Origin of the sequence: Arthrobacter sp. W4I7 (genome assembly GCF_030816215.1) — a bacterium.
Classification (GTDB): Bacteria; Actinomycetota; Actinomycetes; order Actinomycetales; family Micrococcaceae; genus Arthrobacter; species Arthrobacter siccitolerans_A.
In genome coordinates this window covers 3,302,757-3,318,220 of sequence record NZ_JAUSXU010000001.1, presented here as the reverse complement: position 1 = coordinate 3,318,220, position 15,464 = coordinate 3,302,757, and the positions used below count along the sequence as shown (strand labels likewise).

Annotated in this window: 13 protein-coding genes and 1 pseudogene; 8 read left to right on the top strand and 6 right to left on the bottom strand. The window is 64.8% G+C overall.

All coding sequences use genetic code 11. The features are described from left to right. Positions 1-14 precede the first annotated feature (14 nt). The 8 genes and pseudogenes from QF047_RS15030 (at position 15) to QF047_RS14995 (ending at position 7,310) form a co-directional block, all read left to right on the top strand. Positions 15-1,067, top strand: a complete 1,053-nt coding sequence (locus QF047_RS15030) for a LacI family DNA-binding transcriptional regulator (protein WP_307278610.1) — start codon at positions 15-17, stop codon at positions 1,065-1,067. A 39-nt stretch (positions 1,068-1,106) separates the two neighbouring features. Then, complete coding sequence (locus QF047_RS15025) at positions 1,107-2,690, top strand: glycoside hydrolase family 32 protein (protein WP_307278608.1); 1,584 nt, start codon at positions 1,107-1,109, stop codon at positions 2,688-2,690. Between the two features lie 44 nt (positions 2,691-2,734). After that, positions 2,735-3,252: pseudogene (locus QF047_RS15020) on the top strand (PfkB family carbohydrate kinase). 41 nt (positions 3,253-3,293) lie between these two features. Continuing rightward, positions 3,294-4,661, top strand: coding sequence for a right-handed parallel beta-helix repeat-containing protein (locus QF047_RS15015; protein ID WP_307278605.1), 1,368 nt, complete (start codon positions 3,294-3,296; stop codon positions 4,659-4,661). A 178-nt stretch (positions 4,662-4,839) separates the two neighbouring features. Then, on the top strand, positions 4,840-5,361 hold the full coding sequence (locus QF047_RS15010) for a hypothetical protein (protein ID WP_306638523.1): 522 nt from the start codon (positions 4,840-4,842) through the stop codon (positions 5,359-5,361). After that, the gene (locus QF047_RS15005) at positions 5,358-6,587 is read left to right on the top strand and encodes an Nramp family divalent metal transporter (RefSeq protein ID WP_307278597.1); all 1,230 of its coding nucleotides are present in this window, start codon (positions 5,358-5,360) and stop codon (positions 6,585-6,587) included. Before QF047_RS15010 ends, QF047_RS15005 begins: the two co-directional genes overlap by 4 nt. Next, complete coding sequence (locus QF047_RS15000) at positions 6,584-6,991, top strand: hypothetical protein (RefSeq protein WP_307278594.1); 408 nt, start codon at positions 6,584-6,586, stop codon at positions 6,989-6,991. Before QF047_RS15005 ends, QF047_RS15000 begins: the two co-directional genes overlap by 4 nt. Continuing rightward, positions 6,978-7,310: a PRC-barrel domain-containing protein gene (locus tag QF047_RS14995; RefSeq protein WP_307278589.1), complete on the top strand. Its 333-nt coding sequence runs from the start codon at positions 6,978-6,980 to the stop codon at positions 7,308-7,310. The genes QF047_RS15000 and QF047_RS14995 overlap by 14 nt, the downstream gene beginning before the upstream one ends. Here QF047_RS14995 and QF047_RS14990 read toward each other — a convergent pair. From QF047_RS14990 to QF047_RS14965, 6 genes are all read right to left on the bottom strand, one after another. Beyond that, positions 7,307-7,873, bottom strand: a complete 567-nt coding sequence (locus QF047_RS14990; RefSeq protein WP_307281978.1) for an RES family NAD+ phosphorylase — start codon at positions 7,871-7,873, stop codon at positions 7,307-7,309. The genes QF047_RS14995 and QF047_RS14990 overlap by 4 nt on opposite strands. Positions 7,874-7,950: 77 nt before the next feature. Beyond that, positions 7,951-8,526 (bottom strand): hypothetical protein, encoded by a 576-nt coding sequence (locus tag QF047_RS14985; protein ID WP_307278587.1) that lies wholly within the window; start codon positions 8,524-8,526, stop codon positions 7,951-7,953. Between the two features lie 10 nt (positions 8,527-8,536). Then, the gene (locus QF047_RS14980; protein WP_307278584.1) at positions 8,537-9,886 is read right to left on the bottom strand and encodes a Wadjet anti-phage system protein JetD domain-containing protein; all 1,350 of its coding nucleotides are present in this window, start codon (positions 9,884-9,886) and stop codon (positions 8,537-8,539) included. After that, positions 9,879-13,310, bottom strand: a complete 3,432-nt coding sequence (locus QF047_RS14975; protein WP_307278581.1) for an ATP-binding protein — start codon at positions 13,308-13,310, stop codon at positions 9,879-9,881. Before QF047_RS14975 ends, QF047_RS14980 begins: the two co-directional genes overlap by 8 nt. Continuing rightward, positions 13,307-13,972: a DUF4194 domain-containing protein gene (locus QF047_RS14970; protein WP_307278579.1), complete on the bottom strand. Its 666-nt coding sequence runs from the start codon at positions 13,970-13,972 to the stop codon at positions 13,307-13,309. Before QF047_RS14970 ends, QF047_RS14975 begins: the two co-directional genes overlap by 4 nt. Further along, positions 13,969-15,411 carry a DUF3375 domain-containing protein gene (locus tag QF047_RS14965; RefSeq protein WP_307278576.1) on the bottom strand — a complete coding sequence of 481 codons (1,443 nt, stop codon included), beginning with the start codon at positions 15,409-15,411 and terminating at the stop codon, positions 13,969-13,971. The genes QF047_RS14970 and QF047_RS14965 overlap by 4 nt, the downstream gene beginning before the upstream one ends. Positions 15,412-15,464: the final 53 nt, after the last annotated feature.

Sequence of the window (15,464 nt, the reverse complement as noted above, 5' to 3'; positions counted from 1 at the left end):
GACGTGGGAGACAGATGAGCAACAAGAACATCGGTATCAAGGACGTGGCCACCGCTGCCGGCGTGTCCGTGACAACTGTTTCCCATGTCCTCAATGAGGTGGCCTATGCACGGATCAGCCCTGAAACCAGGGACAAGGTCCGGTCCGCTGCGGAACAACTGGGCTATGGGCCAAACCGGCTGGCCCAGGCCCTGCGCACCCAGAGGACCGGCATGCTGGGCCTGGTCAGCGAGGACATCGCCACCACGCCCCACGCCGGCCGGATCATCCTCGGCGCCGAGGAGGCTGCCAAAGCCCGGGGGTACAACCTCATGATCATCAACACGTCCGGTTCAGCCAGCCTCGAATCCCGGCGGGACGACGTCAATGCCCTCCTGGAACGCCGGGTCGACGGAATCCTCTACGCCACCATGTACCACCGCAACGTGGAGCTGCCGGCTAATCTGGGCAGCGTGCCCTCCGTCCTGGTTGACTCGGTGGCCGCCGGCGGAAACATCACTGCCGTGATCCCGGATGAAGAGGGCGGTGCACGTGCCGCCGTGGAAGCTTTGCTCGCGGCCGGGCACCGGCGGATCGGCTTCATCAACAACACCGATGACGTCCCCGCAACCCATCAGCGGCTCCAGGCCTTCCGGGCCAGGCTGACTGAAGCAGGGCTCGACGGCGGCGCGGCACTTGTCGAGTCGGAGGTCTCCGAGGTGCAGGGCGGCTATAAAGCGGCCCGGCGGATCCTGGCACGCGAGGACCGCGCCGATATGCCTACGGCATTGTTCTGCTACAACGACAGGATGGCGATGGGAGCCTACCGCGCCGCTGCGGAGTTGGGACTCACCATCCCTGCTGACCTTTCGATCGTCGGTTTCGATGACCAGGAACTGATCGCCGCCAACCTTCACCCGGGCCTCACCACCGTGGCCCTGCCTCATTACGAGATGGGTGCCTGGGCCACCGAGCACCTGATCGACGCCGTCGAGGGGAAGACCGACCTTACCCTCATGGCACTTCACCCGACCATTCTGAGCTGCCCCCTCGTGACCCGCGATTCCATCGCGGCTCCCCGTGACTAGGCAGCCAGCCCCTTCCACTTCCCCAGAGGAACGCACGACATGTCCAGTTACCTTGATGCCGCACGCCCGGAAACAGCCCCGGCGGCAACCTCCAGCTTCCGGCCTGCCATCCACTTCACGGCAAGGGACACCTGGCTGAACGATCCCAACGGCCTGGTTTTCCACGACGGCCTGTACCACCTCTTCTTCCAGAACAACCCGTCCGGCAATGTCTGGGGCAACATGTCCTGGGGCCACGCCACTTCCCGTGATCTGCTGCACTGGACGGAACACCCTGTTGCCATTGCCTGCGACGAGGCAGAGGACATCTTCTCCGGCAGCGTGGTGGTGGACCAGGGAAACACGTCCGGTTTCGGGACGGCGGACGCACCTGCCCTCGTAGCCATTTACACCAGTGCCTATAAAGCCGCGTCCGAACACCGCGGCACCCAGGCCCAGTCCCTGGCCTACAGCACCGACGGCGGGTTGACGTGGCAAAAGTACGACGGAAACCCTGTCCTCACCCGGAACTCCGCGCACTTCCGGGATCCCAAAGTCTTCCGCTATCAGGGGGACGCTGGCGACTACTGGGTGATGGTCGCCGTCGAAGCGCAGCACCAAACCGTGGTCCTCTATCGTTCGGAAGATCTCAAGACCTGGGAGTTCCTCAGCGACTTCGGCCCGGCCAACGCCGACGCCGGTGAATGGGAGTGCCCGGATCTCTTTCCCCTGGAAGTGGACGGGGACCCGGACAGCATCAAATGGGTACTGATCGTCAACGTCAATCCGGGCGCCGTGGCAGGAGGTTCCGGCGGCCAGTACTTCGTGGGGGATTTCGACGGCGTCCGGTTCGTCCCGGAGTCCGGTTCACTCGCGGCGCCTGCCGGGCTGAGCTCTTTCCCCGACCCCCAGATGCGCTCGGCAGCGTTGCAGCATTGCCTGTGGCTGGACTGGGGACGCGACTGCTACGCCTCAGTATCCTTCACCAATGCCCCGGATCGCCGGCGCATCGTCATTGGCTGGATGAACAACTGGGACTACGCCAACCAGCTGCCCACCGCCCCCTGGCGGTCCTCGATGACCCTCGCCAGGGAACTGCGCCTCACGGCAGTCAACGGCTCCGCCCGTCTGATCCAGCAACCGGTCCTGGCCGCTCCGGGCGCAAGGGGAGTGGTGCCTACCAGCAAGAACCAGATGAACGCGGACACTTTTGAGCTGCGAGATTCAGCCTGCCGGTTGCCGGATGCCGTACGCGGCAGTGCTCACGTTATCGAGGCGGAGATCCTGCCCGGACGCGCCGAACGTGTCGATTTCCGGCTGTTCGGAGGTGGCGACGGGAGCGAGGGCACCGTTCTGAGCTACAACGCCGCCAGCGCCCAGCTCACCCTGGATCGCAGGCGCTCAGGCATCACGGGCTTCCACGAAAAGTTTCCTTCCCTGGAGTCGGCCCCGCTGGTCCTTGAGGACGGCGTGCTCAAGCTGCAGATCGTCGTCGACCATTGCTCGGTGGAGGTATTCGCACAGGGCGGCAAGGTGGTCCTGACTGACCTCATCTTCCCCGGAGCCGAAAACCGGGAGAACTGGCTGTCGGCCGAGGGCGGCCCAGCAACAGTACTGAAGCTCTCCGTCTCAACACTCACTTAATCCCGGTTGTATCCAACGTGCTTGACTCCAGGAAAGGTCCACAAATGGCAACACTCCAGCACACCGGCGATGATCCCAAGCCGGGCATTGATGTCCTCGTTGTGGGTGAAGCACTCGTGGACATCGTGGTCTCTCCCCGAGGGACTGTCGAGCACCCCGGCGGATCACCCGCTAATGTTGCCTACGGGCTTGGGCGGCTGGGTGCGGACACCGCATTGTTGACGTCGATCGGAGACGACCACCATGCCGCCGCTATCGAGAAGCACCTTTCACCAGGGGAGCGGAGGGATCCTTGCTCACAACCCACTGCGCGCAGGTAGCCGTTCCCCCGATTAGGTCTGCTGTGGTGGACACCATCGGGGCCGGCGACTCGTATATGTCTGCCTTGATCTACGGACTCCTGATGCGCGGAGCGGATGGGCTGGCACCGTCCGTGCTGGACTCGCTGGGCCGCATGGCATCCAAAGCAGCCGCGATCACGGTGCGCCGCCCGGGCGCGCGCCCTCCAATGTCAGAGGAACCCCGGGCGGAACTCCCTGAGCATCAGCCGGTGGCCCAGTGAACTCTGGTGCAGCGACTTCCGACAACGAAAGGGAAGAACCCATGGCAAGCAACAACTGCTACGACGTGACGACGTGGCCCGTCGGCGATCCGTACGAGGACGTCGGCGAAGTCATCAACAGCATCATCGCTGACATCAAGGAACGGCAGGCCGCCACCGATGTGAGCGACGGCGGAAAGCCCGGTGCGGTGATCTACATTCCGCCTGGGGACTACCACCTCCGTACGCAGGTAATGATCGACGTCAGCTTCCTCCGGATCGAGGGCTCGGGACACGGCTTTACGTCGTCGAGTATCCGCTTCAACGTGCCCGAAGACGAATGGCCCGGCCTGCATGAGCTGTGGCCAGGGGGGAGCCGCATTATCGTCGACATCCCCCTCGGCGAAGACGCGGAGGAATCCAAGGGAGCCGCCTTCTACGTTGAGCGGAGTGGGAGCCCTCGGATCAGCTCGGTGGAGTTCTCCAACTTCTGCATCGACGGCTTGCACTTCAGACCGGACGGCTCGGGTTTGCCTGCGGAGAACACCTACGTCAACGGGAAGACCGGCATCTATGTGGCGAGCGCCAATGACTCCTTCCGCGTGACCGGCATGGGGTTCGTCTACCTGGAAAACGCCCTCACCATCTACCATGCAGACGCGCTGTCCATCCACGGCAACTTCATCGCCGAATGCGGGAGCTGCATCGAGCTCCGCGGGTGGGGCCAGGCATCCAAAATCACTGACAACCTGGTGGGAGCAGGCTTCAAGGGCCACTCGATCTACGCCCAGAACCATGGCGGCCTGCTGATCACCGCGAACAACGTCTTTCCCCGTGGTGCCAGCAGCGTCCATCTCGAGGGCGTCACCCGTTCCAGCGTCACCAACAACCGTTTGCATTCGTTCTACCCCGGGATGGTGATGCTCACAGCGAACAGTTCGGAAAACCTGGTAGCCACGAACCACTTCCTGCGTGACCATGAGCCCTGGAAGCCCTTCCTGGGAGTGGACAACGGACTGGACGACCTCACCGGCCTTCTCTGCGTCAGCGGCGGCAACAACTCGGTCATCGGCAACCACTTCTCCGAGGTCATCGACTCCCAGAGCATCCGGCCGGCAGGTGCAAAGCCGGTCATCATCCGGCTGATGGCGGGGGCAGGTAACTTCGTCTCCAACAACCACGTGGTGGCCATGAATGTTGACTCCTCGTCAAGCGATTCCTGCTTCGAAGCCCAGGTGGACGCCCTGCTGACCACCGGGGCCTCGGACGCCCTCGCCGTCACGGCCGTCATGGTAGATTCCGAATCGGTTCGGAACACGATCCTTGATTCCGGCAGTGACGCCCAGGTGGTCGCGGACAGGGCTGTTAACGCCTTGAGGGCCACCCCCACGGTCGGTTTGGAGACAGCACAGGTGCCTGCAGCCCACTAAGGCGATCGCCGCTTCGAGCGCCGTACCGGCAACCCCGCTGCCACCTGCGAAAACGTCCTGCCCGGCCATCCACAAACCAGTGCCTGAGTGCTATACCTGACCTAAGGCAACCAAATTTGCGGCGGTTTGCTGAGGGGCGTTCAAGACCACCCGGGCTCGCCCGGAGGCTGGAGGCGCAGTGCTGGGAAGACCAGCGCCGATCGGGCCAACCATAAAGCTGCCCCGCATAGATCGACGGCCCCGCCCAGGGCTGGCCGCCTGCCTCGCCGCCGGGCTCGGCGCGCTCGCTGTACTTACCGGCTGCAGCGGGACCGGCAGCACCCTCTCCACAGCAGTCGAGGACAGCGCATCTGCCATCGCCACGGCCCGGCTTGCCCTGAGCCTAGATGCCGCGGGCAAGCTGACCGGTGCGGCCACGTCCACTGCCCTGGACGACGCACTCAAGGAGCTGGCAACCAGCCGGAATTCAGTGCTGAAACTCTCGCCCGCAAGCGAAGAGGACCGGCAATCGGTCCAGGAGGCACTCAGCGTCCTGGACGCCTGCACCTCCAGCCTCACCACCGCCCGCGACGCCGTAAACGGCGGTGACGGCGGCCCGTCCCTGTCCGACGGCGCCCCGTCCCTGTCCGACGGCGGCCAGCAGCTGTCCGAAGCGGCGGACCGCCTGTCCCAGCTGAGTGCAAAGGACGGCGGAAAGTGAAGCGGCTCCTCGGCGTCGCGCTCGGTGTGCTGACGGCGATCGGCGGATTCGTGGATATCGGCGACCTGGTGACCAACGCCGTCGTCGGTTCCCGCTTTGGACTCTCGCTGGTGTGGGTGGTGGGCGTGGGCGTGGTGGGCATCTGCCTGTTCGCCAATATGTCCGGGCGGGTGGCCGCGGCATCAGGCCGGGCAACGTTCGAGGTGATCCGCGAACGTCTCGGGGCGCGGGCAGGACTGGCCAACCTGTCCGCCTCCTTCCTCATCAACCTGATGACGGTAACGGCGGAAATCGGCGGGGTGGCCCTGGCGCTCCAGCTGGCCAGCAGCGTGCACTACCTGCTGTGGATCCCGGTGGCCGCGCTCGCGGTCTGGCTGGTGGTGTGGCGGGTCAAGTTTTCCGTCATGGAGAACGTCACCGGGCTGCTGGGACTGACCCTGATCGTGTTTGCCGTGGCGCTGTTCCTGCTCAAACCGGACTGGGGAAACCTCGCCGGGCAGGCCCTGGCCCCCGCCGTGCCGGCCGAGGAAACCGCGCCCACCTACTGGTATTACGCCATCGCCCTGTTCGGCGCGGCCATGACGCCCTACGAGGTGTTCTTCTTCTCCTCCGGAGCGGTGGAGGAAGGCTGGTCCATCAAGGACCTGGTCCAGTCCAGGATCAACGTCCTGGTCGGCTTCCCGCTGGGCGGCCTGTTGTCCGTGGCGATCGCCGGCTGCGCCGCGGTGGTGCTTCTGCCCGCCGGGATCGCCGTGACGTCCCTTTCCCAGGTGATCCTCCCGGTGGCGGAGGGCGCGGGGAAGGTGGGGCTGGCGTTTGTGCTGGTGGGCCTCGTGGCGGCCACCTTCGGCGCGGCCCTGGAGACCACCCTCTCCAGCGGCTATACGCTGGCCCAGTTCTTCGGCTGGTCCTGGGGCAAGTTCCGCCGCCCAGCCCAGGCCGCCCGTTTCCACCTGGCCATGATCATCTGCCTGTTCATCGGACTGGCGGTCCTGTCCACCGGCGTGGACCCGGTGCTGGTGACCGAATACTCCGTGGTGTTCTCCGCGATCGCCCTTCCGCTCACGTACTTGCCCATCCTCATCGTGGCCAACGATCCGCAATACATGGGCCGGCACGTCAACGGCCGCCCGGTCAACGTGCTGGCCATGGCCTACCTGGTGATCATCCTGGTGGCCTCCCTGGCAGCAATACCCCTCATGATCGTGACAGGAGCCGGATCATGAACACCATGCGGGCACTCACGCCGCCACCTCCGCTGGCAGGACGCCTCCTGGATGCGCAGCTGCACCTGCTGGACCGGCAGGTCATGGATAACGACGGCGTCCCGGTCACCACCGTGGACGACCTCGAGCTGAGCGGGCCTGCCCTGGATGTGGAGCTGGCGCCGGGGACGCCGGCCCCCGTCCTGACCGCGCTGTTGACCGGCCCGGTGCTGGGGACGCGCATATTCGGCGGCAGGCCGCCGTCGTCCCGGCTGATCCGCATCCCGTGGAAGGACGTTGCCGAGGTGGGGGTTGTAGTCCGCCTCGGCGTCGGCGGCGGGAACCTGGACGCGACGTGGGTGGAGCGCTGGATCCGGGACAAGATTATCGCCCGCATCCCGGGAGGCCGCCATGATCCTCGGTGACCTGTTGGGCGTTCCTGTTTATAACGACGGCGGCACGCGGCTGGGCAGGGTGGCCGACGCGCGGTTCGTGGTGGACGGTGCCCCGCGGCAGCTTCTGGCCGAGGCGCGGCTGCTCGGGTTGGTGGTCAGTCCGCACAGTGCATCCTCGTTCCTGGGCTACGAGCGGACCGAACTGCGGCAGCCGTGGCCGCTGCCAGCTCTGCTGAGGTGGCGGCACCGGGGCTCATTCCTGGTGCTGTGGGAAGACGTCGCGATGATCGGTGCGCAGGGTGTCCGGCTGAGGGAAGGGTTCGCCGCATACTCGCCCGCGCTGGATTAGGGTGACAGGGCAGGCGCCGGCATCACGTCAATATGCATCGGACTGCAGAGGTCTATCAGCCAGTCCTGGCCGGGGCCAAGAGCAAAAATTCGTCCACTGCCGGGGACTACCTCGAAATCACCGGACGTGAGACGGTCGCCGAAGAACATGTATGCCCGGTCGCTGTTGTTCCTTCTCGACATCCACGCGATTCCTTCATAGCCGGCACCGTGCGCAGCTTCGGCCCACTTCCTGGTCTGCGGGTAGGACTCACCAGGTGTATCCGTGAGCTGGCGTGCTTCCACGCGCAGGGTCCGTAAGCCGGATCCCAAGAATGAGGCCAGCCGGATCTCCCTGCGGCTGGTGAAAGCGGCCATGACCTTCGACTTGTAGTCGCCATACGCAAGCAAGCCTCCAGCAACAGGGATATTCCGCAGGAGGGTTTCAGCCACGGCCGCTTCCTCAGTCTCGGCAGCGTAGAGTACTGGAACCGTGGGTTCTCCAAAGAAGTGGAAGCGGCCGGCCCCCTTCGGCCCTGGATTGAATTCCAATGTGGCATATCGATTGTCGTAAACCCGGTGCATCCGTGTTCCGGCAGCTAACGTGATCTCCCGCGGCCGGAAGGGGTTCGGAGGATCTGGTGTCTCCGAATTGCCCGCTGTCACCAAGATGCCTCGAACTGGTCTTTGGCGGCAGCAAGGAGAAGGTGTTCCTCCCGGATAAAGTCCACAGGGCGGTGGGCCTCCTGGAAGTAGGAACTCGGGGAAATCAACCAGTGGACCAAGTCTTCATCGGATCGGCCATTTTCCCGGGCCAAAGTGATAAGCCTCGAAATAACCGGAAGGATCTCGCCGCGCTCCCGGTCAAACTGAAAACCAGGGTAGCGGTAGGAGTTGCCCCGCAAGATGCCTATGAGTTGGCCGGCGGACCGCTTCTCCGAAGCGGCATTCCGGTTCGGCTTCCTGGCCCCGAGGATGGCGCCGACTTCGACACTGGAAAACAACCCGAACTCCGCGCCAATGCGTCGCCACACATTCTCGGCCGCTTGAAGGCTGCGGGCCAACTGCGGCGAGGCAGGAGCGGGGTTGGCAGCCATGGCCGGACCAAGGGCACGAATGCTGCGCTGAACATTTTCCAGGGCTTCCGCGAGGCTCGGGGCCTCCTCCGATGCGCGCAGGGCCGGCATTTCTGGCGAGTGATGTGCTCGGCCGGAGATCCGGTGCTGGGTGGTGACCACGGTCAGCTTCCTACCTCGGAGACGTTTCTGACGCTCCTATTGTAGCGTCCAAATCGTCGGGCGGAAAGAATATCTCCAATCTCGGCACTGCCCAGTCCCACCGGATCAGCTCCTGTTCGAGGCGCACCGCGGGACCGTACGCATCGTTTACGAGCCCTCCGTAAACTGCCGACTCATCCGCCGTCAACCGGTTCAGCGCCGCCTTGGACGGCGCAGGCTCCCTGCCCCACGCATCACGGTGCGCCAACAGCGTTGCCTCATCCATCATCAGGCTCACCACATGTGGGTGTACCGCCCGAAGCTGGTCAAGAATCTGGAAACCGTGGGTGTCCAGATCGCCCCAGTACAAGACCTCACAATTCCGCAGCCAGGCGGCATCCCGCAATGAGGAGAAGCCGTAACCTGCACCGTAGATCGCCAGCGTGTCCGCGTGCTCGGGGAGGGCCAGGAAATTGACCAGGTTCTCGGTGATCACCACTCTTCTGACAGGCAGTTCCAGGCTGCCGAAGGCCTCGGCGGTGACCGTCAGGTCCCGCGCCTGGCCCAGCAGCGGCAGGCTTGGATCCAGCGACCGGAATCTGACGAGTTCGGGTGGATGCAGGAACCCGTGCCGTGTTGCGAAACGGGCGGCAGGAGTGCGTGCTGGTTGCCCCAGCAGCGAACCAGGATCAACCTGATCGTCCAGCTGTTCATCGCCGTTGGAACTGTTGCCTGCTGACGGTGCAGAGAGTGCCTCTGCCAGTTCGTCGATAACCCGCCGGTGGGTTTCGACGAACTTGGTATGCACCCCCGGCAGGCTGAGCTGCCGGACGTACACCCCCGGCTCCGGGTTATCCCGCAGCCAGAGGGCAACACGGGCAGCAGTCAAAGCGTCGGCGCCGAGTTCCACCAGCTTCAGCGGCCGCCGGAGCGCCCACGCGCGGAAGGCCGGGTCCAGCCCCGACAGTCCTTCGGCCAGCTCCACGAAGCGGGCGGCATCTTTCGCCCTGCCCGCAAAGGCGATTTCATCCTCCGCCGATGCGAACACCGCCGCCGCAGGCAACTGGTTCGAACCGATCGTGTTGCGGCCCACCTCGGCCGTCTCCAAAGTGAACGGACCCACGGCGGCAAACAACTCGGCCGCCCACACACGGGCCGCAGCATAATCGCGCAAGAGGGCTGACGCCGTCGGACGTTTCAGGGCACGACGGCGGGGGTAGGCGCCGGCGGGATCCAGCAGTTCGCGGAGGAGCGAGCCGCTGTTCCACGCTTTCAGCGAGAGCGCCCGCAGGTCAGCCAGCGTGGTCCAGGACTCAGCGCGGGAGTCCCTTCCCAAAGCTCGCAAGCCCGGTTCGGGGCCCTCGGGACGCCGCTTAGCCACTCCGGTCCTTTTCGTGCTGGTCCTTCTCGTCGCGGTATTCCTGGATGGTCATGTTGCGCAGCTGGGAATCGTCGCCGTTGGTGTTGGCCACGAACCCCACATGCGAAACGAACGGCTCTATCACGTGAATTTTCTGCAGGGGTGTGACGATCAGCAGCTGCAGCTTCATCCGCTGGAACAGCTCGAGCCCGTACCGCGCCGATTCGTCGGAGCCGCGGCCGAACGCCTCGTCGATCACCACGAACCGGAAACTCCGGCCGCTGCCGGCATTCCTGCCCGCACCCTTGCCGGATCCCAGCCCGAACTGGAACGCCAGGGCCGCGGCGAGGATGGTGTAGGCGAGCTTCTCTTTCTGGCCACCGGACTTGCCGCCGGAGTCCGTGAAGTGCTCGTACTCCTCGCCGGTTTCGGTCCATTTCTCGGAGGCAGAGAAGGTAAACCAGTTCCGCACATCGGTGACCTTGGCGGTCCACTTCCGGTCCAGGTCGGTGAGCCCTTCGCGGCCCCGGAACCGGTCGATCAGCCGCTCCACCTGCAGGTACTTCTGCTCCGAGTACTGGTCCTCATCGCCGATGGTCCCCTCCGAGCATGCCCGCAGGTCGCTGCCGAACTCGCGCACGTCCTGGTCGGAGGTGGCCTGATGCTCGAGCTGGATATGACGGCCGGTGTTGTACGGAATCCCCGCCAGCGACTCGTTGATCTCGCCGATCCGGGCCACGATGTTCTGCCGCCGGCTGTCCAGGAACGCATTGAACGCCACCACCTCGCGGATGGTGTTCTGGTTCAGCAGGTTCTTGAACTGGTCCTCGAACCGGGGCAGATCATTGCCCACCAGCTGTTCAAGGAGCCGGTTGTAGTCCGCAGCGGCCTCCAGTGACGCGTCGAAGTCAGTGGTTTCGTTCGGGTACTTGTTGCGGAAGTCCGCCATCTGCCGGATGGTGCCCTCTGCCGCCCGGGCGATCCGCTTGGACAGGGCGTCGATGGTGTCCGTCAGCCCCGAACGGACGGTGCTCTCCACGGTGCCTGTGTTCCGGTACGTCAGCGGTTTCTCGCCGAGTGCCGCATCGGTGAGGCGTTCGACGGCGGCCAGCACCGCGGCGTCGTCCGTCACCGGGGTCTCCGCCAGGATGCCCCGGCACTCCCCGATGGCCTCGGCGATGTCCCCGGCATCCTTCTCGTTGGCGCCCAGCCGCTGCTGCAGCTTCCCGGCTTTGTCCTCCAGCCGTTCCAGCTGGCCGGCCACGTCGGTCTTCTTCGCCATGAGCTGTTGCAGGACGTCGCTGGTGGTCTCCAGCGCGCGCTTCTCCGCTTTCAGGTCCTCGATGCTGCGGGCAGTTGCTTGCCAGCTGATCCCGCCGAACTCTGCCACTGAGCGGACGGTCCCCAGCTGCTGATTGTACCGGCCCAGCGCCCCCAGTTCTGCGTTGACCTTGTCCAGCTGGCCGGCAATCACCTTGAGCTGGCCCTGGACCTCGTCCTGTTCGGCACGGAACCGGGCGATTTTGTCGTGGTTGTCCCAGCCCAGCACGTAGTTGCGCCGGTCCGCCAGGTCCTTGCGGTCGTCTTTCTCGTGCCTGCCCCGCCCGCCTTTAAGCTGGCCGTTAACGGTCAGTGCCTTGGGGTAGCGGCGGAAGTCAGCCAGGTTGTCGCAGCAGAAGTAGTCGAACCGGTTGTTGAGTTCGTCCTGCAGGAATTCCCTGAAGGGCGTCCCCTGCTTGATGGCGATCTTTGCTGCCAGAGTTCCCGGCTCAGGTTGCCGGTGGTTGAGCCCGTCGAAACCGGAATCCCCGATCCGCAGGTACACCAGCCTGCCGCGCAGATTGTTGGTGTCCACCCAGGCGCTGACGGCGGCGTAGTGCTCCGCGGGGACCAGGAGTGAAAGGGCGAAACCGTGCAGGGTCCGTTCGGCGGCACCCTCCCAGGCCGATTCGCCGTCGCGTACCTTGAGCAGCTCACCCACATAGGGCAGCTCGGTTTCCGTGATCCCTGTTCCTTCGCCAAGCCGGCGCCGGATGTCCAGTTGGGGGAGCGGGATCAGGTTCCGCCGGGCCTGCAGGCTGGTGAGTTCGGCGGCGATGTCCGCGGCCTTGGCCTTGCGCTCGGACTGCTGGATGGATAGTGCTGTGCGGTCCTCCTGCAGAGCACCGGACCGGCGCGCCAGGTCCTGTTCCACCTCCGTGAGCCTTGCCCGGTTGGCATCGAACAGGACGCGGTCCTCGGGAATCTGCAGGCCCAGGCCGGCCGCGGCGGAGGAATAAACCTCAAACCGCTGCCGCTGTTCGGCGGACTTGGCTTCGAGGGCGGACAGCTCGGCCTCGATCGCTGTCAGCCGGCCGCCCCCGTTGGTGCGGATGTCCTGCTCCAATCCGGCGAGGTCCCGGCGCCGCTGCTTGATTTCGCCGCCGAGCCGGGCGGAGTCCTCCTGCAGCCGCAGGCCCGTCCGCTCCAGCTCGGCCTGGTGCTCCAGGCTGAGCTGCAGCTTCCGGTCGGTGAACCAGGGATGCAGCTGGTCGCGCTGCCTGCGGGCCAGTTCGTCGTCGGCGCTGAGCTTCGCGTGCTGGTCCGCGCCGGACTTGATCGGCGTCAACAAGGTGATCTGGTCCTTGGCGCGCAGGACGGCATCGTGGGCTTTCTTCAGGTCATCGAAGTGGCTGATCAGCTTGGCGATGCGCTCGCCGACGTCGTCATCCTCCAGCATGTTGGCGCGCACGAAGGAGGTGATGTTCTCGACCTGCTTCATGGACACCGTACGGTGGAACAGCTCCATTGCCTGGTTGCCGCTGATGCCGAACTGCCGTTTGAAGGCCGCCGCGTAGGGATCGAAGCTGTCATGGACAGACACGCCGGCGGCCCGGAGCTTCTTCTTCAGCTTCATCGGGTCCTGGCCGAAGTTGGCGAAGTCCGCGGCAATCGACTGGTCCGCTTCCGCCAGGGAGTAGAACCTGTTGGGCGTCCCGGCCTCCTGGGTGGCCCACAGCGTGATGGCCAGCGTGACGGACTTGCCCAGGACAGCATTGTGGAAGATCCCGAGAACCACGGTCAGCTGCCCGGTTCCGCGCAGGGCCACCGGCCTGGAGTACTCGCCGCCGGTGCTCCGGGCGCTTTTGTGGAAGCCCCTGACGTAGGACATCAGGGAGCGTTCTTTTTTCTGCGCCCCGGCGGCCTTGTTGTACTCGATCTTGTGTGCGGGCAGCAGCAGCGTGGTGATCGCGTCCACCACCGTGGACTTGCCGGAGCCGATGTCGCCGGTGAGCAGGCTGTTCGCCCCGTCCAGCAGGAACGTCCGCACCCCCTGGTGGAACGTGCCCCAGTTGAGCAGCTCGAGGCGGTGCAGCCGGAAGCCCGGGGGAGTGCCGCCGTTCTCCGCCGCTTCATCGAGGCTGAACAGGCTGTCCTGGAAGTCCGTTTCGAGGTCCGCTGTCATTTCCCCTCCTCCTGTGCCTCGGCCCGGGGCTCTGCGGCGACCCGTTCTGAGGCGGGCGGCTCTCCGGCGAGCGTCGCCCGGTAGTCGGCCAGCCGCGCGTCGAACTCTTCGAGCCACTGCGCATCCACGTACGCCTTGAGGATGCGTGCCACCTCATAGGTGTCCGCCTGCCCTTTGAGTTTGCGCAGGAACCCGAGCTCTTGCACCTTCTTGATATCCGCGCCCAGCCTGTCCAGGATCTTCGCTTCGTTGCTGGATTCCGGCAGGAACACCGAAACCATGTCCGCGATGTCCTGCGCGGTCATGATGAGCCGGAGTTCGCTGCTGTTGGTGTCGAACTCCAGCATGCGGCCGCGCAGCAGTGCCAGCAGCAGGCTGACGTTGAAGGTCAGGGTCCGGCGGGCGATGAGCCGCGGCAGGGTGCCGTCCGGATCTTCACGCGACCGGAGGAACGCGTAGCCTTCCGATTCGTCCAGGATCAGGTCAAGGCCCAGCACGGAAACGTAATCGCGCACGTGTGAGGTCAGGCCGAGCAGGGACTGCCAGACTTTCTCGTCGTTTTCCGCGTAGAGCACGCCTTTGAAGAGGCGGGTGACGACGGCGGGAAGTTCCTCGGGCGTGCGGGCTTCGGTATCCGTGCTGGCTGGGTTGGAGGGGTTCATGCCGGCCTTCCGAAAATGATCTGTTCAACGGTGGCTTCGCGGACGCTTCCGTCCGCCAGTTGCCAGGAGAGGTGCTGGGACCGCGCCGGATTGATGGTGGCCCAATCGGATTCTGTGGCCAGCTGGAAGTAGCCGACGATTTCCGCCAGGCCCTGGGAGAGCGGGTAGGCGGCCGTGACGTCGGCAAGGGTGGCCTGGTCCGCCTCGGCGAGGACGGCGTCGATGTTGGCCTTCAGGCGTTCCTTGTCCACATGGAACTGGTTGAACAGGGCGGCGGCGTCAACATCGCCGTCGTCGGCTGTTTCGATCAAGTCGTCCACCATCACCTTCCGGCTGGGCTCGTACAGCGGCCGCTCGAACGGCAGCACCACGTCCACGGACGGTGCGTCAATCTCCATGAAGACGCCCGACGGCGGTGCCTCCCGGGTGGCAAGGGTGCCGGATTCGACGCTGCGGATCAGCTGCATGATGCGCTTGTTTTCCAGGAACACCTTGTCATCGAGAAGCCGGCGCATCTGCTGGGACAGCTGGCGGACCGTGGCCTGCGTCTGCTCCACAGCGGGAAGCCAGTCCTGGTGCAGGTTCGCCACGGCGTCCAGGCTGTCGGTTTTTGCCAATGCCTCGATCCGGGTGGCCCGCTGGAGCAGGTCCTGCAGTTCGCTGCGCAGCTGCGGGGACATCAGGTAATCCCAGAAGCCCTGGAACGTGCGGCCCTGCAGGGAGCTGCTGATGTCCTGCTGGTTGGTGAAGATCGATTCGAGGAGTTCGCCCTGGGTTCCGTCCCAGGTGGCGATCTGCTCCCGGACCTTGCGGTCCAGCTTGCGGAAGTTCTGTTCGACTTCGCGGAAATCGGACAGTAGGTCCCTGGCCAGTGCGGTCAATTGCTGGAGGTGGTCCAGCGCTTCCGGGCCGGTCATGACGCGGATGTTGCCGTCACGGATCCGCTGCATCTCGGCGTCGATCCCGTCCCGCTGCCGCTGCAGCTCCGCGAGCCGGACTTCCGGGTCCGTCTCGGACTGCTGGACCAGCTGTTTCAGGACCGCGAAGATGCTGGTGAGCCTGGACTGCGTGGCCACGAAATCCCGTCCACGCAGGTTCTCCACCCAGCGGATTACGTCCTCGGCGGCTGCGGTTAAGTCGTAGTGGGGCTCGTCCACACCCGGGACGTAGTACTTCCGCAGCCATTTGCGGCCGTCCGCCGCCCAGTCATCGAGGTATTCTCCGGTGGGGCGGGGGAACTTGTCCTGGCCGTCATTGTCCCGCAGCCCGAACAGCACGTCATCCAGCACATCAATAAGTTCCTGCCGGCCCAGGTTCCGCTGGTTAGGGCCGGTGAATGCCGCCATGAAGAAGGTCAGGGCCAGCGGGGCGTTCTGGGCACGAAGCAGTGACCATCCTGCATGGTTCTCCCGCAGGGAATTGATGGCGTAGTAGTCCATGAGTCCTCTGGACGGAAATAGGCGTGACGATGACCGATGAGGCCTAAGCTACA

Coding starts and splice junctions, on each gene's coding strand:
- QF047_RS15030 (WP_307278610.1), top strand. CDS start 15: ATGAGCAACAAGAACATCGGTATCAAGGACGTGGCCACCGCTGCCGGC.
- QF047_RS15025 (WP_307278608.1), top strand. CDS start 1,107: ATGTCCAGTTACCTTGATGCCGCACGCCCGGAAACAGCCCCGGCGGCA.
- QF047_RS15015 (WP_307278605.1), top strand. CDS start 3,294: ATGGCAAGCAACAACTGCTACGACGTGACGACGTGGCCCGTCGGCGAT.
- QF047_RS15000 (WP_307278594.1), top strand. CDS start 6,584: ATGAACACCATGCGGGCACTCACGCCGCCACCTCCGCTGGCAGGACGC.
- QF047_RS14995 (WP_307278589.1), top strand. CDS start 6,978: ATGATCCTCGGTGACCTGTTGGGCGTTCCTGTTTATAACGACGGCGGC.
- QF047_RS14990 (WP_307281978.1), bottom strand. CDS start 7,873: ATGCACCGGGTTTACGACAATCGATATGCCACATTGGAATTCAATCCA.
- QF047_RS14975 (WP_307278581.1), bottom strand. CDS start 13,310: ATGACAGCGGACCTCGAAACGGACTTCCAGGACAGCCTGTTCAGCCTC.
- QF047_RS14970 (WP_307278579.1), bottom strand. CDS start 13,972: ATGAACCCCTCCAACCCAGCCAGCACGGATACCGAAGCCCGCACGCCC.
- QF047_RS14965 (WP_307278576.1), bottom strand. CDS start 15,411: ATGGACTACTACGCCATCAATTCCCTGCGGGAGAACCATGCAGGATGG.